This is a genomic window from Sphingomonas plantiphila, from assembly GCF_046000505.1.
GTDB lineage: Bacteria > Pseudomonadota > Alphaproteobacteria > Sphingomonadales > Sphingomonadaceae > Sphingomonas > Sphingomonas plantiphila.
Genome location: NZ_JBELQC010000001.1, coordinates 597,631 through 619,530 on the forward strand (window position 1 = coordinate 597,631; position 21,900 = coordinate 619,530).

General features: G+C 61.4%; 22 protein-coding genes. 2 read left to right on the forward strand and 20 right to left on the reverse strand.

Annotated elements, in window-relative coordinates; genetic code table 11:
* Position 1 precedes the first annotated feature (1 nt).
* The 14 genes from ABS767_RS02710 to ABS767_RS02775 all read right to left on the reverse strand — a co-directional run bounded on the left by ABS767_RS02710 (position 2) and on the right by ABS767_RS02775 (position 16,063).
* Positions 2-646 (reverse strand): acyltransferase, encoded by a 645-nt coding sequence (locus ABS767_RS02710; protein WP_408076826.1) that lies wholly within the window; start codon positions 644-646, stop codon positions 2-4.
* Positions 643-1,719, reverse strand: coding sequence for a glycosyltransferase (locus ABS767_RS02715; RefSeq protein WP_408076827.1), 1,077 nt, complete (start codon positions 1,717-1,719; stop codon positions 643-645). The genes ABS767_RS02710 and ABS767_RS02715 overlap by 4 nt, the downstream gene beginning before the upstream one ends.
* Positions 1,707-2,834, reverse strand: a complete 1,128-nt coding sequence (locus ABS767_RS02720; RefSeq protein ID WP_408076828.1) for a glycosyltransferase family 4 protein — start codon at positions 2,832-2,834, stop codon at positions 1,707-1,709. The genes ABS767_RS02715 and ABS767_RS02720 overlap by 13 nt, the downstream gene beginning before the upstream one ends.
* A 1-nt stretch (position 2,835) precedes the next feature.
* Positions 2,836-3,906 (reverse strand): NAD(P)-dependent oxidoreductase, encoded by a 1,071-nt coding sequence (locus tag ABS767_RS02725; protein ID WP_408076829.1) that lies wholly within the window; start codon positions 3,904-3,906, stop codon positions 2,836-2,838.
* Positions 3,903-4,910: a hypothetical protein gene (locus ABS767_RS02730; protein ID WP_408076830.1), complete on the reverse strand. Its 1,008-nt coding sequence runs from the start codon at positions 4,908-4,910 to the stop codon at positions 3,903-3,905. Before ABS767_RS02730 ends, ABS767_RS02725 begins: the two co-directional genes overlap by 4 nt.
* Positions 4,911-4,915: 5 nt before the next feature.
* A complete protein-coding gene (locus ABS767_RS02735; RefSeq protein WP_408076831.1) occupies positions 4,916-6,313 on the reverse strand; it encodes a glycosyltransferase family 2 protein in 1,398 nt (465 codons plus the stop codon).
* 65 nt (positions 6,314-6,378) lie between these two features.
* Complete coding sequence (locus ABS767_RS02740; protein ID WP_408076832.1) at positions 6,379-8,094, reverse strand: N-acetylneuraminate synthase family protein; 1,716 nt, start codon at positions 8,092-8,094, stop codon at positions 6,379-6,381.
* Complete coding sequence (locus ABS767_RS02745; RefSeq protein WP_408076833.1) at positions 8,091-8,603, reverse strand: acyltransferase; 513 nt, start codon at positions 8,601-8,603, stop codon at positions 8,091-8,093. The genes ABS767_RS02740 and ABS767_RS02745 overlap by 4 nt, the downstream gene beginning before the upstream one ends.
* Positions 8,604-8,724: 121 nt before the next feature.
* Positions 8,725-10,614, reverse strand: a complete 1,890-nt coding sequence (locus tag ABS767_RS02750; RefSeq protein WP_408076834.1) for an ABC transporter ATP-binding protein — start codon at positions 10,612-10,614, stop codon at positions 8,725-8,727.
* The gene (gene tviB / locus ABS767_RS02755) at positions 10,601-11,884 is read right to left on the reverse strand and encodes a Vi polysaccharide biosynthesis UDP-N-acetylglucosamine C-6 dehydrogenase TviB (protein ID WP_408076835.1); all 1,284 of its coding nucleotides are present in this window, start codon (positions 11,882-11,884) and stop codon (positions 10,601-10,603) included. Before tviB ends, ABS767_RS02750 begins: the two co-directional genes overlap by 14 nt.
* 13 nt (positions 11,885-11,897) lie before the next feature.
* Positions 11,898-12,707: a class I SAM-dependent methyltransferase gene (locus ABS767_RS02760; protein ID WP_408076836.1), complete on the reverse strand. Its 810-nt coding sequence runs from the start codon at positions 12,705-12,707 to the stop codon at positions 11,898-11,900.
* Between the two features lie 67 nt (positions 12,708-12,774).
* Positions 12,775-13,167, reverse strand: coding sequence for a MarR family EPS-associated transcriptional regulator (locus tag ABS767_RS02765; protein WP_408076837.1), 393 nt, complete (start codon positions 13,165-13,167; stop codon positions 12,775-12,777).
* 136 nt (positions 13,168-13,303) lie between these two features.
* Complete coding sequence (asnB, locus tag ABS767_RS02770) at positions 13,304-15,304, reverse strand: asparagine synthase (glutamine-hydrolyzing) (RefSeq protein WP_408076838.1); 2,001 nt, start codon at positions 15,302-15,304, stop codon at positions 13,304-13,306.
* A gap of 6 nt (positions 15,305-15,310) precedes the next feature.
* On the reverse strand, positions 15,311-16,063 hold the full coding sequence (locus ABS767_RS02775) for a class I SAM-dependent methyltransferase (RefSeq protein ID WP_408076839.1): 753 nt from the start codon (positions 16,061-16,063) through the stop codon (positions 15,311-15,313).
* Between the two features lie 433 nt (positions 16,064-16,496).
* Here ABS767_RS02775 and ABS767_RS02780 point away from each other — a divergent pair, with 433 nt between their 5' ends.
* Positions 16,497-16,766, forward strand: a complete 270-nt coding sequence (locus ABS767_RS02780; RefSeq protein ID WP_408076840.1) for a hypothetical protein — start codon at positions 16,497-16,499, stop codon at positions 16,764-16,766.
* Here the strand turns inward: ABS767_RS02780 and ABS767_RS02785 are convergent.
* From ABS767_RS02785 to ABS767_RS02800, 4 genes are all read right to left on the reverse strand, one after another.
* On the reverse strand, positions 16,763-17,101 hold the full coding sequence (locus ABS767_RS02785) for an antibiotic biosynthesis monooxygenase family protein (RefSeq protein WP_408076841.1): 339 nt from the start codon (positions 17,099-17,101) through the stop codon (positions 16,763-16,765). The two genes, ABS767_RS02780 and ABS767_RS02785, sit on opposite strands and share 4 nt — an antisense overlap.
* Before the next feature lie 20 nt (positions 17,102-17,121).
* Positions 17,122-17,883, reverse strand: a complete 762-nt coding sequence (locus tag ABS767_RS02790; RefSeq protein WP_408076842.1) for a phosphatase PAP2 family protein — start codon at positions 17,881-17,883, stop codon at positions 17,122-17,124.
* A gap of 10 nt (positions 17,884-17,893) precedes the next feature.
* Positions 17,894-18,529, reverse strand: a complete 636-nt coding sequence (locus tag ABS767_RS02795; protein WP_408076843.1) for a hypothetical protein — start codon at positions 18,527-18,529, stop codon at positions 17,894-17,896.
* A gap of 231 nt (positions 18,530-18,760) precedes the next feature.
* Positions 18,761-19,069, reverse strand: a complete 309-nt coding sequence (locus tag ABS767_RS02800) for a LysR family transcriptional regulator (protein ID WP_408076844.1) — start codon at positions 19,067-19,069, stop codon at positions 18,761-18,763.
* Between the two features lie 272 nt (positions 19,070-19,341).
* On the opposite strand from ABS767_RS02800, the gene ABS767_RS02805 reads away from it, so the two are divergent.
* Positions 19,342-20,421, forward strand: coding sequence for a Fic family protein (locus tag ABS767_RS02805; protein ID WP_408076845.1), 1,080 nt, complete (start codon positions 19,342-19,344; stop codon positions 20,419-20,421).
* 90 nt (positions 20,422-20,511) lie between these two features.
* Here the strand turns inward: ABS767_RS02805 and ABS767_RS02810 are convergent, their stop codons facing one another.
* Complete coding sequence (locus ABS767_RS02810) at positions 20,512-21,024, reverse strand: hypothetical protein (protein ID WP_408076846.1); 513 nt, start codon at positions 21,022-21,024, stop codon at positions 20,512-20,514.
* A 74-nt stretch (positions 21,025-21,098) separates the two neighbouring features.
* Positions 21,099-21,704 carry a hypothetical protein gene (locus ABS767_RS02815; RefSeq protein WP_408076847.1) on the reverse strand — a complete coding sequence of 202 codons (606 nt, stop codon included), beginning with the start codon at positions 21,702-21,704 and terminating at the stop codon, positions 21,099-21,101.
* Positions 21,705-21,900: the final 196 nt, after the last annotated feature.

Below are 21,900 nucleotides of genomic sequence, written 5' to 3' on the forward strand. Positions count from 1 at the left end.
CTCAATTTGCGTGCCTAGGTGTGCCGATGGGTTTGGCTGGCACGCCCGCAACGATCGCAGAAGGGTCAACATCCTGAGTCACGACGGCATTGCTTCCGACTATTGCTCCAGCGCCGACCGTGCGCCCCGGCATCACAACAACATGAGCGGCAAGCCAGGCGCCCTCGCCGATGACGACCGGGCCATGCTCAAACCCTTGCTCGCTGATCGCAACGTCAGTCTTACTGAAACTGTGCATACTCGACTGGAGATACACAAAGCCCGAAACCAACGCTTTGGCGCCCACCTGAATGCAGTCCCCACCATTTAGCACCGAATAAAGGCCTATCCGAGCGCCGGCGCCAATCCGGACCAGAGACTGATTCGCCGCTAAAATGCGTACACCACGATCGATACGGACCCCGTCCTCGATCACGATCCGCGCGGTACCGTGAACGCGCAACTCGACTCCACTGCGAAACTCGACATCGTCGCCGATTATCAATTCCGCGCTTGCGTCCACCAAACAGCGGGGAAGGCTATCGCATTGGAGGCCACGGCCGGCACGAACGTTTCGCGCGCCATACAACAGCCGAAATAACTGCGCGTTCAGCCGGGGACGACCCCGACGAATCCAGCTTTGCGTAAAAGATGCGACAACGCTCATGACTGCACGGTCCGTCCCGATGGCGCGATCCCGGCATACACCCGCTCATGCATCCGCGTCGTCGCCGCAATGGAATGATGCGCATCGATATAGTCGCGCAGTCGCGCGCCGGCTGCGAGCGAGGCGTCCGGCTCTGCGATCATGCGCGCCAGCGCTGCGCCAAACCCCTCCGCTTCGGCGATGACGCCTCGGTCCGGGCTAAGGATGCTCGCGATCGCACCGACTGGCGTTGCGATAATGGGCATCGCCTCGCTCCCCGCCTCTAGCATCACCATCGGCATGCCTTCGAACTTGGACGGCATCACCATAATGTCTGCGGCGCCCATCACAGATCGCACGTCGCGCGACAGGCCGCGGAGCCGGATGCGTTCACCTAAATTCAGCCTTTCGATCAACGCCCGCATCTCGTCTTGGAGCGGCCCCTCGCCATAGAAATCGAGTGTAACCCTTTCATTGTCGAGCGTGGCGATGGTTTGGATAAGGCCAAGCGGGTCCTTCTGGTCCGCCAGCCGCCCGATCGCGACAAGCCGGACCGGGCCGTCCGGCTCCCACGGTGCGCGCGGCGGCACCGTCGCCGGTACGTTCACTCCATTGGGGATCACCACGACATGAGGGGCGTTCAGCGAAGGGTGCTGACCCTCGACAAAGATGATGTCGGCCGTCCGCCGCCGCCGAAGCAACCGCACGATCGCCGAGCGCAGCGGGGGAAAGGCAAGTTCGTTGCAATGGCTGGTGAAACACAGGGCGGGCGCGGGGGAGGCGCCCCCCGATGTCAGCGTTGCGGCCACGAGCGGATGGAACATATGCGCATGGATGACATCGGGCGACAGCGCCGCAATATAGCGCCGCATCGCCGCGAGTGCCGCGGGCGCGCGTTTACCGCGCATGTCGAATACCTGCACCGGCACGTCTGTATGGCCATATACGTCCAGCGCCCGTCGATCATCCATTAGGATCGCGAGCCGTACATCGAACCGGTCGACGTCGAACCGGTCCATCATGTTCAGCACCAGTCTTTCGGCGCCGCCTGGGCCAAGACTGGTTAGGACCTGCAAGATTTTCAGGCGGCGCATGCGCCCTCCTGCCGCCTCGAATCAATGTTGAGAGCGGCGTCCCATTGAGCCAGCACGGTATCCATCGAGAAGCGGTCCAGCACCGCGCGCGCCGCATCCGCGAGCGCCACACGTCGCGATTCATCCGTCATCAACGCTGACAATGCACCGGCAAGTTCCGCCGCGTCGGGCGCCGCGCCGAGCAGCACACCGTTTCGCCCTTGATCGATCATGTCGGCGGGACCTGTATCGCAGTCGAAGCTGATTACCGCGCATCCGTGCGCCATCGCTTCCAGCAGCGCGTTCGGAAAACCTTCGAAGCGCGATGTCATCGCGAAGATATCGGCACGGGTGTACCAGTCGCCCATATTTCCGGCCGCGCCGACCAGATGAACGCGATCGATGAGCCCCGCCTGCGCGACCTGACGTTCGAGCGCGGCGCGTTCATCACCGTCGCCGACGATCACGAGTTGCCAATCTCGATGCTCATCTGCGACCTGACGAAATGCTTCAATCATGACATCGAAGCCCTTCTGCGCGGCCAGGCGACCGACGCCCAGCAGAAGGCGCGTCTCGACACCCACTACGGTGCCGGGATCGAGCCTCGGAACCGTTACCGGGAGAGGCAGCGCCACCGGATTAGGGATGGTAACACCCCGCGCTAAGAGAATCGTGCGCGACAACCATTCGCCACCTCGATTGGTTTGCATCACCACCCGACTGGCAAGGGGGTAGATGAAGCGCCGCACGAGCGCATAGCGACGGGGGAGGACATCTGCTGGAGGATAGTTGCGTTCGCTAACAATGACTGACAGTCTCAGCCCGCGGGCGGCGCCAAGGGCAATGACATTTGCGTTGGTGAGAAAAGAGACCACGCGATCAGGACATTTCGCCTTCAAAAGTCGCCTGAGCGCTAGCATGCGCGCCAGCGCACCGCGCGTGCGCTCGCCGACAAGGTCCGCCAGATACACAACCTCAACGCCTTCCGGGATGTCATAGTACGAAGATCCACGGCCCGAGAAGGTTACCACGAGCGTGACAGCCCAGCCCCGCTTACGCCACGCGCCGATGAGATTGAGCGCGACTCTTTGCGCGCCGCCCATATCAAGCGAGCCGATAACGAAGACCAAATTCATTCTATCTATCCGCCACCCGAATCAGCCGGACTCGCGATCCGAACACCTGTTCGATCCAAGGTACACTTGAAGACGCATACGTCACAATGATCTCAGGAATTTCGGCTTGGTCGAGGAAATCCATTTCAAGGCTGTATCGCGGATAGCTCGATGACATGCCGCGTTCCGCGACACCACGCTCGATCATCTTGCCATAGTTGGCGTCCAAGCGCGTACGGTTGCGATCGGTGGGATGAAAGCGATATTCGATCGTCGCAACGTCCCGCGGCAGACCCGCGGCCGTCTGCGCATCCAGCGCATGGCGGATATACGTATCAATGTGTTTGAGACGCGGAATGCCCATGATCATCACGCCACGCCGCAGGGTCTTTGCGCCCAGGACTGCGCTGCAATGTCGATAGTCATTGGTTAGAACGGGAAACGCGCAGTCCGCGGCAAACTCCCGCGCATAGCAGGTGAAGAAGGGTGTTTGGGCGCTGAACCGCGCCACGGCCAGCTTTCGCAGCAGACCGGGCATCAGCGGCCGTTGTTGCCGGAGCGATGTCGCGACCAATTCACGGGCGCCACCGCGCTCAAACGCTGGGCACAGCCCGTAATGGAGTGTCGAATAACCGCCATCTGTGATCGAGATTAAAGCGCCAGCGGGCATCGCGCTCAGATAAAAGCATTTTGACCGCCAAGCATCGAGAATGACCAGATCGTAGCAGTTTCCGCGCAGTTGGGCACGCAATCGAAAGAACGCATAGAACCAGTAGAGATAAGCCAGTGGAAGGATCAGCGCCTTGACCACAAGCAGCAATGCACGCGACAGGTTCTGCTTAGCATTCAGATAGGCCACCCAGCGGGCATAGAGATCCGGGTCATCAATATGGGTGACCGGGATCCCCCGCTGCTTACATAGCTCCGCTACCGCGAGCGAATTGGCATAAATTCCAATGACCGCGGCATCCAGAGTGGCATCGGGGTAATACCGTTCGAGATATTCGGTGGCATTGATCAGATCATATGGCTTCTGAAGGAGGCATAGCGCACGCACGGCGCCGATTTTCGGCTGCTTGCTCGCCCCTTTCATGGCATTGCCCGGTCGAAGTTCGGCTGCACATACAGCGAGATGGCGAGGCACACTCCAAGCGCAGCCAAGGCGCGACGATCATCACGGCACATCAAGGCAGTGAATGCGATGAACGGCATAACATAGGTCTGCATTCTTAGAAAATCATAAGTGAAGGGAAGTACTATGGCAACCGAGACCGTCGCGAACGCCATAAAACTTGCTAGTGAGCCACGTGTCTTTGGATAGAGCAGCCACGCTAGGCCAAGGAGAGCACTCGAGACACCTACACGCTTAAAAATGTTGGTGTCATAAGTAATATAAATTTCAGTGCGCTCCTCCGAAAATAATTGATCCTGATAGATAAACAAAATAGCCCATAGTAGTGGAAGCGCGATAACGACGATCCGGTCAAACCGAATTTCGCGCGGAGTGTGAACCAATGTCAGGTCCCTCTCATTTCGAAACAGATAGAGCCGCACTAAAATTGCCAGCGCAAAAGGCGCGTAAGTTAAGTGCATTGCGCCCCCTGCAACAAGCAGCACTGCCGCAACAGGCCAAGCGGGGGTGAACAGGGCATGGAGAATGAGTGCATTTGCGGCCCCCTGCCGGATCACCTGCGTATAGTTGAACTCTAGGAGGGGTAAGAGAAGAAGAACCAGAAATATTGCTTGTTTGTACCAAGCTGCGCCAGTACGAAACGTCAGATAGAGATACGACGCGCACGTGAAGGTACCGATGAGAATGAACGGGTCCGCATACGGGAATAACGCGACCAGGGTCCGCACTACAAACGCAAACAGCGTGGAATTGCTCTCGTCATAAACACCGAGGTCGAGATTGAGACGATACTGATACGCATCCTGCGCCTCGGTTACGACCAGAGTACTTGCGAGAAAATATCCCAGCGCGACCGAGATGACTGCGATCAAGACAATAGATGTCGGATCGATCGATCGGAGTAAGCCCACTCGGCTGTGCTGTAGACCGCCGTGTTTAAAAGTCGGATGCTGCGGGCGGTTCATCGGGCTCACAGCGAAAATGCGGAAACGGTGTCGGCTTTGAGCTGTACCGAATCCTTCGCGGACATCTCAATATAGGCGACACTCTCGCCGAGCAGGCTGCCCATCTCGATCACCTCGTTCCACAGCGCGAGGATCGCGCCGTTGAACCGATACAGGCGTTCGCGGACATAGGATAGCTCCTCAAGCCGCCCCGGATTGAGCAGGCGAAGGCCTTGCTGCCCATGGCTGAAAACGGGCTCGCGCTCCTGATGGACTGATACCACCGAATCGCATTCCGTTAGGCGCAGGACGCTCAATGCCTTGTCGACATGCTCGGCGCGCCGGTTGAACGCATGGATGCTGAGAAACGCGAGCGAGTCGGGATCGCATGCGTGGACCGCACGATAGCCGGCTGATGCCTCGGACAGGATCTCGCGGAGCGGAACGGCGCTTTCGGCCGCAGCGACCTGTCGCAACTGGCGCCGATGCGGCGGGACGCGGCCATCGCGTTCGAGCTGTTCGGAAAAGGCCAAGACCGCCTCGCTCTCCGACGTGACGACCACGTCGGTGACCCGCGTCGCTTCCGACGCCGAACGCACCGCGCGTTCGAGCAGGCTCTGTCCGTCTACCTGATGATAGGGAACGCCGGGGAAGTCCGGATAGGATTCGCGCACGCCGATCACCGCCAGGCAGGTCGGCTTGTAGCTGCCCTCAAGCGTGTTGCACAATCGCGCGAGGATCTTTGTCCGCGCCATCAGCAACCGCTGGGAATCGCGACTGAGCGATGTCGTATGCTGGCGATAGTAGAAGATCGGCGTGTCGAGATTGGCTGCCTTCACGCGGCCCCGCAGCTTGAACCACAACTCCCAGCCGTCCTGCGCGTTGATATCTTCGGAATAGCCGCCGACAGCCTTCAGCGCGCGGGTGCGGACCATGGTACAGGCCCCGTGCGGCGGCAAATGGCCCGACGTCTCCTCCGCGTCGATATCGTAACCGCGCTCGACGCCCAAGATGTTCCCTTCGGCGTCGGTATAATAATAGTTTCCATAGACGAGGCCGAGCGCCGGGTCGGATTCGAGTTTGGCGACCATCGCCAGCAGCGCGCTTTCGTCAAGCCAGTCGTCTGCATCGAGGCGGACAAGATATTTGCCTTTCGCGGTCTCGATCGCGCGGTTGGCGATCCACTGCAGCCCCCGGGGCGTCGCATTATGGACCACCTGGATGCGGGCGGGGTCGGCGCGCTGAAAATCATCGGCGATTTCATGTGTGTCGTCCTTGGACGCTTCGTCGAAGAGGATGATCTCCCAGTTCGCATAGAGCTGGCGCTGCACGCTTTCTATCGCTTGGCGCAGAAAGCGCCCATAGTTGCGACACGGAATATAGACAGTGACCAGCGGCCCGTTTGCAAGAAAGTTATCAGCCATGCCGCGAGCGCTCGCGTTGAAAGCGCCGGAATCGACGATCGAATGACAAACTTGTCTCGTTCATTTCACTGCACCGGTTCATAATCGACGCCGATTTCGATCGCGCGAAAGGGCTCGAGTTCGTGCAGGGCGCGCGCGCCGACGAGCTGCCCGAAATCGCGGGCATCAGTTCCGTGCGCCGGGCGCAGGATGCACAGGTCGTCCGCTGCGATCACCGCGCCCGCGGCGACGGGCCGGCATACAAAGGCACCGCGGCGGAAAGAGACGAGATGTCCGGCCTCGACCTCGCTGGGTTGAGGCACTTTTTCACCATTGCCGCGAAATGCGCAAATCTGCGCGATCTCGTCCTTGAGCACGCGAACCTCATCGGCCGTCAGCGACACGAGATGGTCGCGGAAGGTCTTGTTCTCGCGGCTCAGCGTGAAGTGGAACTCCAGCGCCTCGGCACCCATCGCGGTCGCCGCCCGCAACGCCGCCGAACCGATCGTATGGTCGGAATATCCCACCGCGAGTCCCGTCGCCGCCCGCAGCGTATCCATGACGCGCAGGTTCGCATCGCTGTCGGGGATGGGGTACATCGACGTGCATTGCATCACGCACAGCCATTCGGGCCGGCGATAGCGATCGTCGACCGCCTGGATCGTAGCAACCGTCTGAAGGATTTCATCCAGCGTGGCGAGTCCGGTCGAAAGCAGGATCGGCTTGCCCCGCCGCGCGAACTCGCGCAGCAACGGCCATGCCGTCAGGTCGCCCGACCCGACCTTGTAGAAGTCCATATAGGGATCGATCCAATCGAGACTTTCGAGATCCCAGACGGACGAGAGATAGGCGACGCCCGCATTTCGGCACATCTTCGCCAGTTCGATATGCTGGTCGGGGGTCAGTTCGAACCGCTTGAAATGCGCGTGGCGATCCGGGCTTTCCACTGGGCTGACCAGCGCGGCGCCGGTGTAGATCTGGAACTTGACCACATCGGCCCCCGATCCGATCGCCGCTTCGGCCAGCGCTTTCGCAACCTCGAAATTGCCCTCGTGATTGCCGCCGATTTCGGCGATCAGCAACGGGCCTGCGGCGCCGCGCCAAGGGGAGGGTACGGCTTCGCGTGTCGTAAGATCGACGATCGCCGGCATGGCAAGACCCGCCGGGTCGGGGCCGGCGGCATCCAAAATTGCCCGTATCCGCTTTAGATCGTCCGCATCGTCCAGCGCCAGGTCGAGCCCCGTTGCCGCCGGGCAGCGCCGGTTCTCGTACACATACCGATTGCCGACCCCGGGGTTGTCGTACAACCAAGACGTTACATGCTCGCGATGGCGGGGGTCGCTGACGTCTTTCATCTGAGCGCGATAGAAATCGGTCCGGACGATCTCGACGCTCATACCATAGGGAAAGGTGCGGCCGGGAACGTTGGTCACCAAATCGAACATGCCGGTTTCGACGATCGCCACCATGTCGCTGACGGTGCGGCCATCGACGAATACATTGTCGCCGTTGATCCGTGCAGCATAGTCCCAGCCGTTCGCCTCGGCGCACTCAAGAAAGCGCCCGGCAACATCGTTGAGGCTACCACGAAAGCACGGCACGTCCGCACGGCGACAATAGAGCGCGATCGGATCGTCCTCCGCTTCGGTCGACGTCGCAACGACGACGGGAAGGTCGGGTGCGGCGCGGTGGAGCCGGTCGAGGATCAGGCCGAGCACTGTGCGTCCGCGCAATTCCGTCAGGATCTTGCCTGGAAATCGCGTCGAATTGTGGCGGCAAAGTATGATGATTCCGGTCTTCATGTACGACGCCCAATCTCTTTTGCGGGGATTCCCCCGACGATGACACCCGGCGGCACGTCGCCGCGCACCACCGATCCCGCGGCGATGATCGCTCCCGACCCGATCTTGCTGCCCGCAAGAATAATGGCCTTTGCGCCGATCCAAACGTCGTTGCCGATCACGATCGGCCGGGTGACGTTCGGCTGGAGGTTCATGTTCGTTCCGGCCACCGTGCCATGATCGCTGTCCACGATATAAACGAAGGGCGCGATCATGCAGTCGTCGCCGATCTCGATCCGTTCCGAAGCATAGACGAAGCTGTGAAAGCCGAGCGTCGTGCGGGCGCCAAGAGTTATCGTTGCCGCGGGGCGGCAGGGGCAGAGATGCGCGCCCGATTTGATGATCGCGTCAGCGCCGATGGTGATATTGCGCGGATAACGCAGCAGTTGCGCGCCGTGGAAGAGCACGGCGCCGGGACCGACGTCTACCCCTCGCGCGCGATGCCAGCGACGGCGCAGCCAGCGCGGCAACGCGGCAGGAAGATGCGCCCGCAGCTGGGGGTTGGTATGCGACCCGCTGCCCCTCACCTGCAGATCCCCCCCGCCGGCCGCACGCGCATATCGCACGCCATCCTACGCGCGCGCCCTGCCATCAGCTTACGTGCTGCGCCAGCTGACGAAACTCCGCGCTCGTTGCGATGAGCTCGTCATAGGTTCCGTGCGCGCGGATACTGCCTTTATCCAGTAGATAGATCTGGTCGCAGGCCCGCACCGTGGACAGCCGATGCGCGATAATGACGGCGGTGACCGAATCCCCCATCCGGTAGATCGCGTTCATCACCGTTTGTTCGGTCTGGTTGTCGAGCGCACTGGTCGCCTCGTCGAGGATCAGGACCTGGGGCTTGCGATACAGAGCGCGGGCGATGCCGATGCGCTGCCGCTGACCGCCTGATAAGCGGACCCCGCGCTCGCCGACCATGGTGTCATAGCCCCAAGGCATCTCGGCGATGACAAATCCAGCCAAATCGGCGATTTCTGCACACCGAATTGCGTGATCGCGATCAACTGAGTTTGGATCGACACCGAGCGCGATATTGCCGACCAGGGTTGTATCAGCGAGGAAGATATCCTGCTGAACATAGCCGAGTGCCTGTTGCCAGGCGCCCAGATTATCAGGGTTGAGAGCAACGTCGTCGACACGGATATCGCCCTCGGAAGGCTTGAGCAGCCCGAGCAGAAGATCGACCAGAGTTGTCTTGCCGCAACCTGTGGTGCCGACCAGTCCAATCTTGCAGCCGACGGGGATTTCCAGAGTTATACCTGCCAGCGCATCGCGCGCCGCACCGGGATAACGGTAGGAAATGCCATCAAACCGAATTGACCGCGACACGCGCATCCGCTCCGGCGCCTGCGTTTGTATCTCGGCAAGTCGCTGGCGTTCGCGCATGTCGAAATGAATTTCATTCAGCGCCGCGAAGCCAAACCGCATGTTCGCCGCCGAGCTGTACATGTTTTGCGCGGCAGGCAACAGCCGTAGGCCGGCAAAGGCATATATGCCGAGTACGGGCAGCACCTGTCCCAGTCCGCTCGACGAGGATCCACCCTTCGTTATGAGCAGGCCCAGCGCGAGCGCGATCACACCGCCAAATCCGATCGCCTCGATTAGAAACTTCGGCAGCTGTGCCACGGTGGTGTTGATCGCTTGGGTTTTCGACTGACGGATCGAGGGGATTTGAAATCGGCTGAGATAGGCGCTCTCGCGACCGAGCAACTTGATCGCCTTGATCCCTCCGAGCGCCTCGCTCGCCGCCGAATAGCGTTCGCGATTGGCGGCTACCCGCTCGCGTCCGACCCGTCCCAGCACCCGGTTGACAGCCAAAAAGATTGCTACATAGGAGCCGCCGATGACGCCCAGCACGATCACCGCGACCGCAAAGTCGAGGATCAGCAAAAATGCGACGATGCAGGTCGCCACGACGCCATAGGAGACGAGCTGGATCAGCGGCCGGATGAAATTCTGCGTGATCTGATCGACCTCGGACAGAATGCTCTTCGCCAGGTCCGAACTGTTGTTCTGGATGAAGAACTCGTAGGGCTGCCGCAAGTAAGTTTCGAGGAGACGCTCACTCAGGCTGTGGCGCATCATCTCGGTATAGTCGTTCAGGAAATAGTTGGTAACGATCCGGAAACCGGCCGATGACAGGACCACAACGAACGAAGCGATGCCGAGCTGAGTCAGAAACACGCCCATATCCGGGCGGCCCATAAAGTCATAAACGGCGGCTAGCGCCGGGTTGCTCGCCACGAGCGAGGTGTCGCCCAGCACCGCGAGGAACGGCATGATCGAGGCGACGCCGACCGTTTCCAGGATTGCCATCATAGCCGCCATTGCCAGCAACAGGAGGCCGCGCCGCTTTTCGTCACGGGTGAGCAGCTGGTAGAATTTCTCCATCGCACCGATCCGCGCGCCGCCGTGGCGCGCCCCGACCGCGCCAACCAAAGGCAAGGGCGCGACCGGGGTCGCGGCGTCAGAGCCGGGCATCGGACATATCGGCCGGTAGGATAGACTTGAGATCGTACAGGACGCTTTCGGACTTGCCTAGGCCGCGAATCTGCGCCGGCGCCATCGACCTAAACTGCTCGTGCGCGACCGCAACAACGACCGCGTCATAGGCTCCCGCCTCGGGCTCGGCAACCGGCGACACCCCGCATTCATGACGGGCCTCCTCGCCATCGACCCACGGGTCGTACACATCCACCTGGACGCCATAACTCTGAAGAGCGCGAATGATGTCTACAACCCGGGTGTTGCGCAGGTCCGGACAATTCTCCTTGAAGGTAAGGCCCATCACCAGCGCACGGGCGCCATTCACATGAATCCGCCGCTGCAACATCGCGCGGACCAGCTGATCGACAACGAAGGAGCCCATGTCATCGTTGAGCCGGCGTCCGGCCAGGATGATCTGCGGATGATACCCGATCGCCTCCGCCTTATGCGTGAGATAATAGGGATCGACGCCGATACAGTGTCCGCCGACCAGCCCCGGCCGGAACGGAAGGAAGTTCCATTTTGTCCCCGCCGCCTCCAGCACCGCCTGGGTGTCGATCCCCATCTTGTTGAAGATGATCGCCAGTTCGTTGACGAGCGCGATATTGAGATCGCGCTGGGTATTTTCGATCACTTTCGCGGCTTCCGCGACGCGGATACTGCTGGCTTTGTGCGTCCCCGCGACAATGATCTGAGCATAGAGGCCGTCGATCAGATTTGCGACCTCAGGCGTGGAGCCACTTGTCACTTTGCAGATACTGGGCAGCCGGTGTTCCTTGTCGCCTGGGTTGATCCTCTCGGGGCTGTAGCCAGCATGGAAATCCTGGTTGAACTTGAGGCCGGACTGACGCTCGAGCACTGGCACGCAAATCTCTTCGGTGCAGCCTGGATACACAGTCGATTCATACACCACGATGTCGCCGACCTTCAGGACTTTTCCCACGGTTTCCGATGCGCGGATTAGCGGCGTCAGGTCAGGCTGCTTGTGCGCATCGATCGGTGTGGGCACCGTTACGATGTAGAGATTGCATTCGGCGATATCGTCGACGCTGGTGGTAAACCGCAGCAGGCTCGCCTCTGCAAGTTCAGCTGGTTCGACTTCAAGAGTGGAATCTTCTCCAGAGTTCAGCGCGGCAATACGGGTTGCATTTATGTCGAAGCCGACCACCGTCCGCTGCTTGCCGAACTCGACGGCGAGCGGCAGGCCAACATAGCCCAAGCCGATGACGGCGACCTTCAGGTCTTCGAGGGAATGGGTGGCCAATAACTGCACTCCGTTAGGAACTGAAAGATGGGGCTGCGTCACCAAGGCCGACACCCGATGATGCGGGAGTGCGCTTGCGCAAGACGTATATATAGGCCTCTGCTGCATTGTCCCCGAGGAAAAGGTAGTTGGCGCCCTGAATCAGGCGCCACGCAATGAATGCCGGTGCAAGGACAGTGAAATAGGAGCTCATCCAGAACAGACGGCGATGCTCGATATTAAGTCCGTTAGCGTCGGCGAGCTGCTCGAGCTCGCGCGGCGTGCATTTGTCATAAAAGGCCGGAAATCCGTCATGTCCTTTAGCCTTGCTTGGAAACAGCGTGAACAAAAGCCGTTCCTTTACGCTTTGGGGAAGCAACAGGTTCAGCCGCGCGAACATCGCATTACGGCAGGGCGCGAAGATGAAAGCCCGCCCCCCGGGCTTAAGGCAACTTGAGATCGCCCGCATGGTGCCCGCCCCGTCGCGAACGTGTTCCAGCACGGCCTGACAGATGACGACATCGCCATCACCGTCGCCGACGAATTTTGTGAGGTCGGCCACGATCTCGCGGTCGTAAACTCCATCGGGCGCGGCTGACAGCTCCTCCTCGCTAATGTCAAGCCCGATAATGGTCAAATTGAGTGCCCGCTTCCGGTCGAGGGAAATGAAAGGCCGCGACCCGCCCCCCAAGTCATACACCCGGTCACCCTCGGAAACACTGTCGGGGACGAAGTCCCTCAGAAACACTTGATTGCCGTCCGCCTGAAGACTGTCGGGCAGGAGCCTGTTCAGGGTTTGCGATATTTTGACATTCGCATCTAAGAAACGCCTCAGCAGTCCCACGGCGACACCTCCCCGCTCAATTCTGTCCGCGAATCACCGCGGTCAAGCGTCGCTATTCCTCGCTCGTTCATGCGCTATACCCCTCCTGCTCGGCAGGTCTCGTGCGGCGCCCCAACTGCGGTGTCTGCACTTCCCGACGCAGCGTGTCGATCTCGGCCTTGAGCACTTCATATTCTGCGATCTTGCGTCGCAGGAATTGGGCGGTCAGCGCAGCTCGCGCTGCAATACCACTCGGGGTCAGGACGTAAATGTAGTTCCCTTTCGACTCCGATTTTCTGAAATTTTCAACCTTCACATATCCCTTTTCGACCAAGCTGCGGATGCAGTAATTGATTGCGCCGAGGCTGGCACCCGCCGATTTGGCGATCTGTCGCTGACTAAATTCCGGATGCTGCTCAATAACTCGTAGCACCCGAAACTCTTCGTCGATCCTGTCTTCTACTGACCTTCGATTGGACACGACGTTTCCTAGCGGAGTGGCGACCCGAAAGAGCGGGAGCGAGCAGCGATGGCGTTCAAAGTTGAACTATTGGAGTTTGCCGGCTGCTACAAGCGATAAATCGGGCATTCTTCGACTTTCCCACCTTTTCGGCCACCTAGTGCGTGCGCTCGTGCGATAGCGACGTTTCACCGAGCCAGACGTCCTTCCATGACTGGAACATCAGCACTGCCCAGAGGCTCTGCATCATATTGCGCCGACCGCTCAGGTGGGCCTGCCAAGCTTTGCGGATCGGCGCTGGGTCGAAATAGCCTTCGCTGCGCAACCGGCGTTCATCCAACAGCGTCTCCGCCCATTCGCGCAACGGACCTCGCAGCCATTGTCCCAGTGGTACCGAAAAGCCGGTCTTGGGCCGTTCGATCAATGACCGAGGCACATGACGATATAGAATTTGACGAAGCGCCCATTTTCCGATTCCGCCGCGAATCCGCATGTCCATGGGCAATCGCCACGCGGCGGCGGCGACGCGATGGTCAAGATAGGGCGCTCGCGTCTCAAGGCTGATCGCCATCGCTGCCCGATCGACTTTGCACAGTATATCGTCGGGCAAATAGAAGATCGAATCGGCGAACATCATGCGCGCGCGCATGTCAGCGCAGCGCAGCATTGTGGCCGTGTGGCCTTCAGGTGCCTGGAGCACCCCCTTTGCACCCAGCACTATCTGGGGCTCACGCCACTCGCTGATCAGATTGCGATACAAGTCCTCCGGCGTCCGGGCCTGCTTTAGCGCGCTTGCGAGCTTTTGTACCTTGTACCCGACATGGCGCGTATCGATGCCCGACAGCATACGGTCCCAGGCTGAGATCGGCACGCTGCCCGCAGCCCGCGCGGCCAATTGGCGCAACGGGTAGGGAAGTCGCGACGCCTGGCGCCAGAGCCCCGGGGCCCAGAGGTAGCGGTTATAGCCGCCGAACAGTTCGTCGCCAGCATCGCCCGACAGCGCGACGGTTACGTGCGTGCGAGCCGAGCGGCATACCATATGCGTCGGGATTTGTGACGAATCCGCAAACGGCTCGTCAAACATCATTGGAAGCTGAGGGATCAGCGACGATGCGTCGGCGTCGCTGACGAACATCTCATAATGATCGGTGCCGAGATGCTCTGCCACGGCACGTGCGTGTGCGGACTCGTCATAGCTTGAATGCTCCGATCCTATGGTGAAGCTCTGGACCCGGCGGGTAGCCTGGCGCTGCATCAGCGCCGCAATCAACGACGAATCGACGCCTCCGCTGAGGAACACGCCCAGCGGGACATCGGCCTGAGATTGAAGCGCCACCGCATCGACGAGGCGCGTCTCGACCTCGCGCAACGCTTCTTCTTCGCTAGGAAAAGGATTACGATATCCCGTCTCGAACTGCTCGGAAAGCGACCACCAGCGCTTGATAGACATCGTCTCATGGCGTTCGCCGGGCCTCAGCGGGGCGCGAGGGGGAGCCTTGGGTGCGCTTCCTGCGATGGTGAGGACACAGCCTGGTTCAAGCTTGTACGCGCGCTCGAAAATGCTGTGCGGGGCAGGCACAACCAAATAGCGCATGAATAGCGCAAGCGCGTCGCGATCGACCGTGCGCTCAAATCCGGGCGCGGCGCACAGCGCCTTCAGCTCCGACCCGAAGACGAACGTCGTTCCTGCCCAGCCATAATAAAGCGGTTTTTCACCGAACCGGTCACGAGCGAGATGCAACTCATCGCGCTCTTTGTCCCACAATCCGAATGCAAACATGCCGACGGAAAGCTCCAGCGCTTTCTTCACCCCCCAGCATTCGATCGCGGCGAGCAGCACCTCAGTATCCGAATGTCCCCGCCATGCGGGTGCGGCGGCAGACTGTTCGAGCGATCGCCGGATGTCGGCGTGATTATAAATCTCGCCGTTAAAGGTAATGACATACCGGCCAGATGCGGAGCACATCGGCTGCTGGCCCGCGGCAGACAGATCGACAACAGCAAGCCGGTTATGAGAGAACCCCAGCCGCCGCTCGTCCTGCACCCAGGTGCCGCGCGCGTTAGGCCCCCTGGCGTGAAGCACGGCGCCCATATTGGCAAGAATGCCATCAATGTCGCGAACGGGCTCGGGCGCGATCAATCCTGCTATTCCGCACATCGCAGGTCAGCCCCTCACGCCAGGGCGGATTACAAACACATTAGCCGCGCTGCCCATTACCGCGGCTAGTCGGCGCCGAGCGGCAATTGGCAGTCGCTTTCCCGCAAGCATGTGTCCGGTATGGAAAAGGCCCACTGGATGAACCTCCTCCACAACGAAGCCCGCATTTCGAAATTTCGATCGCCATGCATGTCTGGAAAACGTCCAGAGCTCGGAAATACCCTCGAAAGAAGTGCCGTGCCCGATCGGCAGCAGGCTTCCGAAGACTGTCTTTAAGTTGCTGCGAAAGGACTTTCGCCTAGGATCATCGGTGGAGAGGAACGGGTCGCGGATCGCCTGCGCCGCAGCCAACACGGCCGTCGGCACGCCGGTGACGAATGTCCATGCGCGCCATGCAACGGACGGCAGCAGGTGCACGCAAAATCCATCCGGCCTCAATACCCGTGCGAACTCTCGAAAAATCTGATCCGTATCCTCGACATGCTCCAATACGTTCGATGAGAAAATGGCATCAACGGACTGGTCGGGAAGTGGAATATGAAGGCCATCATAATCGATTACGTCGAAAACACGCTCGCCCGAATAACCCGATGTCGCGAGGTCGATCGCGACGACGTCGAAGCCAAGCTGGGCAAGATCGCGTGCCTGAGATCCTGTTCCTGCCCCGAACTCAAGCACGCGGGATCGGGGTTTCAGCTTACCGACCACAAGCTGAAGCTCCTCGACTCGGAGCGTGTCAAGAAATGCGATATTGAACATGGCGTCCTGTCGAAAGCTAACGGCACTTGTGATGTGCGTGTTCCGAGGGGGTTCTCGAGCGGGCACTGGGCGTTGCCAGAGGCGCTGTCAACGGTCTCGCCTAATTGAATGCAACTCACCGAGCAATTTTATATCTCGTTCTCGAGCCGGTTGACGCCGGCCTTGAGGCAGACGCGCTGTCTGACAAGCGAAGCAGTAGCGTGTCCAAATCGCCGCAAAGAGCGGCGTAGCTGGAGTGTGGCAATTTAGAGATAAGCGCGCATTAAACTCGAACCGGATTCAGCAATCGGGCCGCTTAACCGATCGTCGCAACGGACGCGACTGATCGCGCACACCGGTCATCACCGGCGAATGACAATCCTAACGTTGTCCAGTTTTTCGGGAACCGCCGCCGCCCTCTGACCATTGTCGCCTCAAAATGGAGTATCCAAAGATGAAGACCTATTTGAAGGCCGCGCTGGCCGGTGCCGGACTGATCGCGCTGGCGGCGTGCGGCGGGAATGCCGACGATCGGGCGGCGGACAATGTCGAGGCGGCGGCCGATGCCCGTGCCGACAATCTGGAAGACCAGGCCGACATGGCACCCAACGAGACGATGGAAGACGCGCTGGAGCAGCAGGCCGACAATGTCCGCGAAGCCGGCGAGGAAAAGGCCGACGCGATCGACGACAATGACGATGCGCGGCTGGAAAACGCCAACTAACCCCCTTCCCCTTCCCCTTCGGACCGACGGCCCAACAGGTCGTCGGTCACTTCCATCAGCAGCAACGGTTCCGCCGCCGCTTCCGCGATGGCATCGACGAACGCCGCGCGCGTCGCGGGTTCGTGATAGACCATGCGGGCATCGAACGCCGCCTGCCACGTCGCGCGATCGGGCCATTCGGCGACGCCGATGAAGCGGCCCTGATCGTCGCGATGCAGCCGCGAGCCCAGGCTGCCATAGCGTTGCTGGATCAAATGCGTGCCGCGGCGCCAGGCGGCGCGGAACTGATCCTCCTTGCCCGGATGCACTTTCCACCAATAGGCGGCGACGAACATGCTGTGCTCCTTCCCCAGCTTCAGCGTGCCGTCGGAGCGCGCGTCGCGCGGTCGGCGAGGTGCAGGCGCAGCCACCCCGCCCCCGCCCACCATGCCAGCGCCCACAGCGCGCCGAAGCTCCACCCGGCGAGGACGTCGCTGGGCCAGTGCACGCCGAGATAGATGCGGCTGACCCCGATCGCGGCGACAAGCGCGAGCGTGACGCCGATCAGGAACATGCGCGCGCTGCGCCGGGCCATCACCTGGATGCCGAGCAGCGCGATGGTGAGATAGACGATCGCACTGTTGGCGGCATGCCCGCTGGGGAAGCTGGCCGAGCCGACCTCGACCAGATGATCGACCAGCGCGGGACGTTCGCGCCCCACCACCAGCTTGGCCAGCCCGACCGCGACCGACCCGGTTATCGTGCCGGCAACGACCAGCGCGGCGGTGAGCAAGTGGCGACTGGCTACCAGCAGCCCGACGGTGAGTACGACCGCGAGCGTCAGCACGGTCCCGCCGCCCAGCGCGGTGATGTCGACCATCGCCTGTTTGAACCAGACCGGGCCGTCGGGGATGGCGGGATTGCGGCCCTCACGCATCGCCAGCATCAGATTGGTGTCGAACGCGAAGCGCGCGCCGCCGGCGATGGTGCGACCGAGCAGCGCGATCACGCCCACCGCCGTCGCCAACGCCGCGATGGCGATGAGGATGAAGGGCGGATGCGCGGGATCGCGCGCCGACTGGTCGGGCGTGACGGGGGTGTCGGCCACCGCCTGAAGGATCGGATCGTGCCGGGTCATGCCATGCGCGTCATGCGCACCCCTCGACATAGCCGAGCACCGGCATAGTGCCGACATGCATCATCGTCACCTTGCCGTCGCGGCCGATCTCGAAGCGCAGCGCGGGGTCGCCGCTGTCGGCATTGGGGGCGGTGAGATATTTGGCCGGCGCCTCGACATATTTGTGCGGGGTCGAACGGAAGCCGCCGAACGCGGCCATGACCTGTTTCTCGGTCGCGCCGACGCCGATCCCCTCGATCAGCTTGACGTCCGAGCTCTTGCCCACGGTGATGCGGCGCACGGCATTGTCCTGAACGATGGCATAGACGCCGGGATAATCGGGCGAGGAAACAGTGCGGCAATCGCTGCCCGGGATCTGCGCGCCGCGCTGGGCGAAGCCGCTGGCGGCGGTGACCGGCTGGCCGATGCGGAGCGGGCCGAGACCGTCGAGGGTCAGCGTCTTTGCGTTGGCGGGCGCAGACGGGGCGGGATCGGGCGTCATCGCCGGACCCTCGGTCGGGGCGGGGTTGGGTGTGGGGGTGGGCGCCGCACCCTGTTCGATCATCGTGTCGTTGGCGACATCGAGCGTGTTGTCGGAATCCGGCGCCGCGGGCGAGCAGGCGGCGAGGACGAGCGTGAGGGCCGTGGCGGCGAGGATGGTTTTCATGGGGGAGGCAACGGGATCGTGTCGGGATGGTTCCGAGCGCGTGTTGTCCGACGAAGCTGACGCGAATGGGCATGGTTGCGGGCGAAGCGACGGGTTCGCGACCGCGAACGGCCTGCGAGGCGACGGTGACGCGACACCAACGCGACAGCGACGCGACACCGGCGCGACAGCGGCGCGACGGGTGGGCGACGGGCTGACAACGTGTCGTGACGCCGAGGCGACCGGAACGCGTCACGGGCGCGACACCGGCGCGACAGGTGCGGGACGGTTCGCGTCAGGGGCGGGTGCGCGCGGTGCCAGCGGATCGGGCGCGAAGGGATCGGCGAGGCGCGCGGCGTGGAGCCTGAGCGCGCGGCGCCACGCATGATCGAAGGGCGTTCCGGCGAGACGGTGGCGCAGCGCATGCGCGCTGGAGCGCGACATGCCGGCGGCGCGCGCGGCGCGGGCGATGCTGCCGGTTTCGACGAGCGCGGCGAGGAAGACGCGCTGTTTGGCGGGGGTCCATCGTGCGCGGACGGGCGGAGGGGTGGGCTGGGTCATCCGACAGGATGAAGCGGATTTGGCGCGTGTAGGACAGGGGTGGTGAGGGGTGTTGGATGGTTTTTGGGTGGGGTGTGGCGTGGGGGCATCCGTCAGCGAGGCCGGGGCGGCACTTTTTACGATAATCGTAACTGTGCGCGCCACTTTTCACAAAATCACGTTTTTGTTGAAAGTGCCGGCTACAGATTATAGCTTCGTGCAATAGACAGGAGCGGCTTTGGCTCGAAAGCTACCGGAACCCTCGTTTCCACTATCGGGGGCGCAAGGCGTTCGTGCCGGCGCCGTTGCCGCCCGAGCGGATTGATGTCGCCAGCTTTCTGCCGGAACTGACACGCGCCACGCAGGCGGTGGGCGAACTCAAGGGCATTAGCCGGACGATTCCCAATCCCTTGCTGCTTGTGCGGCCGCTCCAACGCCGCGAAGCGGTTTCGTCCTCCAGCATGGGGGGCACCTATACGACGCTTACCGATCTTTTCCTATTCGAAGCTGGCGCGAACGACGCGGCGACGCGCGGCGACAACCGGGAGGTGCTCAATTATGTGCGGGCGCTCGAAGGGGCGATCGACGGATTGGCAGATTTGCCAATCTCGACCCGGTTGATCCGCGACGCCCACCGGGTGCTGCTGAGCGGGGTCGCGCGCCATCGCGGTGCGGCGGTCGACGCTGGCGAGCTGAAACGGGACCAGAACTGGATCGGCGGCGGCGGCCGGATCGACAGCGCGCGCTTCATCCCGGCGCCACCCGCGGAGACGCCGGGCGCGCTCGACACGCTGATGGGATTCGTCAATCGCGAGCAACGGCCCGCGCCGCTGATCGACGCGGCGCTGGCGCATTACCAGTTCGAGGCGATCCATCCCTTCGCCGACGGCAACGGGCGCGTCGGTCGGATGCTGATCACGCTGATGCTGATCGACAATGGCACGCTGCCCCAGCCCTTGCTGTACATGAGTCCGTATCTGGAGCGGCACAAGGATCGCTATATCGACCTGATGTATGCGGTGTCGCGTGACGGCGCGTGGGAGGAATGGATCGCCTTCTTCCTGGAGGCCGTGGCGGAATCGGCGGCGGAAACGATATCCGTAGTGGAGCGGCTGCAGGATCTGCAGCGCGAGTATCGCGAACGGTTCCAGACGGCGCGGCGTTCGGCGCTGATGCTGCGGATCATCGACCTGGCGTTCGAGCGGCCGGTGCGCTCGATCACGGATTTCGCCGAGGCTCTAGGGGTGACCTATGGCGGGGCTGCGAACAATATCGGGGAGCTGATCGCGCAGGGCGTGGCGGAGGAAGTGGGCGGGACCTATCCGAAGCTGATCCGGTTTCCGGGGGTGCTCGCGGCGTTGCAGGTGGGGTGATTGCGGGACGCGTTTAGTATAGTGTCACCGGAATTCGAGCGAAATTCGAAATAGGTATTATGCCTCCGGAAATCCTCCGGAATTTCCGGGCTATCGATTTGCTGCCGCGTCGTCAGCCACAGGACCGCTCGGCCATTGGAAATCAGTGCTGTCATAGTTGGCGTCAAAGCCAAGCGTCTGGGCGATGAAGCGCGGAATCAAGAACTGCTTCCACTGGTCGGGCGTGAGCGGGTACGCGGGCAGAGGCAACGGTGCGCCCGCCAAACCTGCAGCGGTTGCGCCAAGCGCATAGGCCACATACCGGTGACCGCCATCGAGTATCTGGTCGTTGCCCGGGCCGGCCGCGCCGATCCCGATGATGATCGGCTCCATCTGATTGTGAATCGTATGCTCGGTAATCCGGTTGCGATCAATCGCACCGCTGGAGATCAACCGCTCCGCCCGCCCCCAGTCCAGAAAAGTGGTCACTTCAGCGACATTCGCCATAGCCCACTTTCGCATCGAATAGACGTCGAAATATAGGTGCTTATCGGGCGTGCTGCCGCTGATCCGATAGACCTCCGTCGCAGCGTCGCCGCCACCCTCGCGCAGGTTCCTCTTCATGCGCTTCATAACGGGGTGGTCAAGGACACGGCGACCGACCCGCTTCTTGAGCTGCCGACGCTCATACCGCGAGCTCACAGCGATAGGTCCTCGATTGTGCTGGCAGGCAGCACAATTGGCTTGAAGACGGCCCTCTTCTTCTCGCCCAGCTGCCATAACACGTCGACCGTCTGTAGATATGCAGCGACTAGCTCGCTCTTGTCGTCAATAATGCCTCCGGGATTGGTCAGCTTCTGATGCTGGCCCGGATCGCGATGGAATGCGCCGAAATCAACGTTCCACACGTCGCCTTCGATGCTGTTCGAAGCCAACTCCTGCACGATGTTGTACCAGTCCGACCGCTCCCGGACTGGATCGACGTCTTGCCACAGCAGCACGGTGACCATGCCCTTGCGCTCGCCGATGAACACGACCGGCCATAGCAGCCCCCGCATATGCAGCTGCTCGACGAGTCCGATAATACGGGTGTCGTGGTCCTCGTCCCAAATGACCGCGAAATCGTGAAAGCGACCGCTGTCGCGGAAATCGCCATCAAGTTCTCGCCACTCAATGCTGCGGAAGATGGAATAGTGCGTGCCGCGCCCAAGGTCGCCAACCGGCTCGGCCTGGTCGTACAGGCACGCGATATACTGCGAATACGCGGGTGGTGTCGTCATCGCTTGCTCCTGCTCAAGGATCATCGCGGCTTTCGACCGCTGCGCCCCGGCTGTCGGCCAGCGCGCAAATCCACCATACGCCTGAATGCTCGATTTCGCACCCGGAAATTCCACTGCATGATGACCGGGACGACCACTGTGGTCCGAGTTTTCATGGGCACGGGCATCCCCTCACCGGCATCGACAATAATCGCGGAATTCTATGGAATGCAGCGGGTTG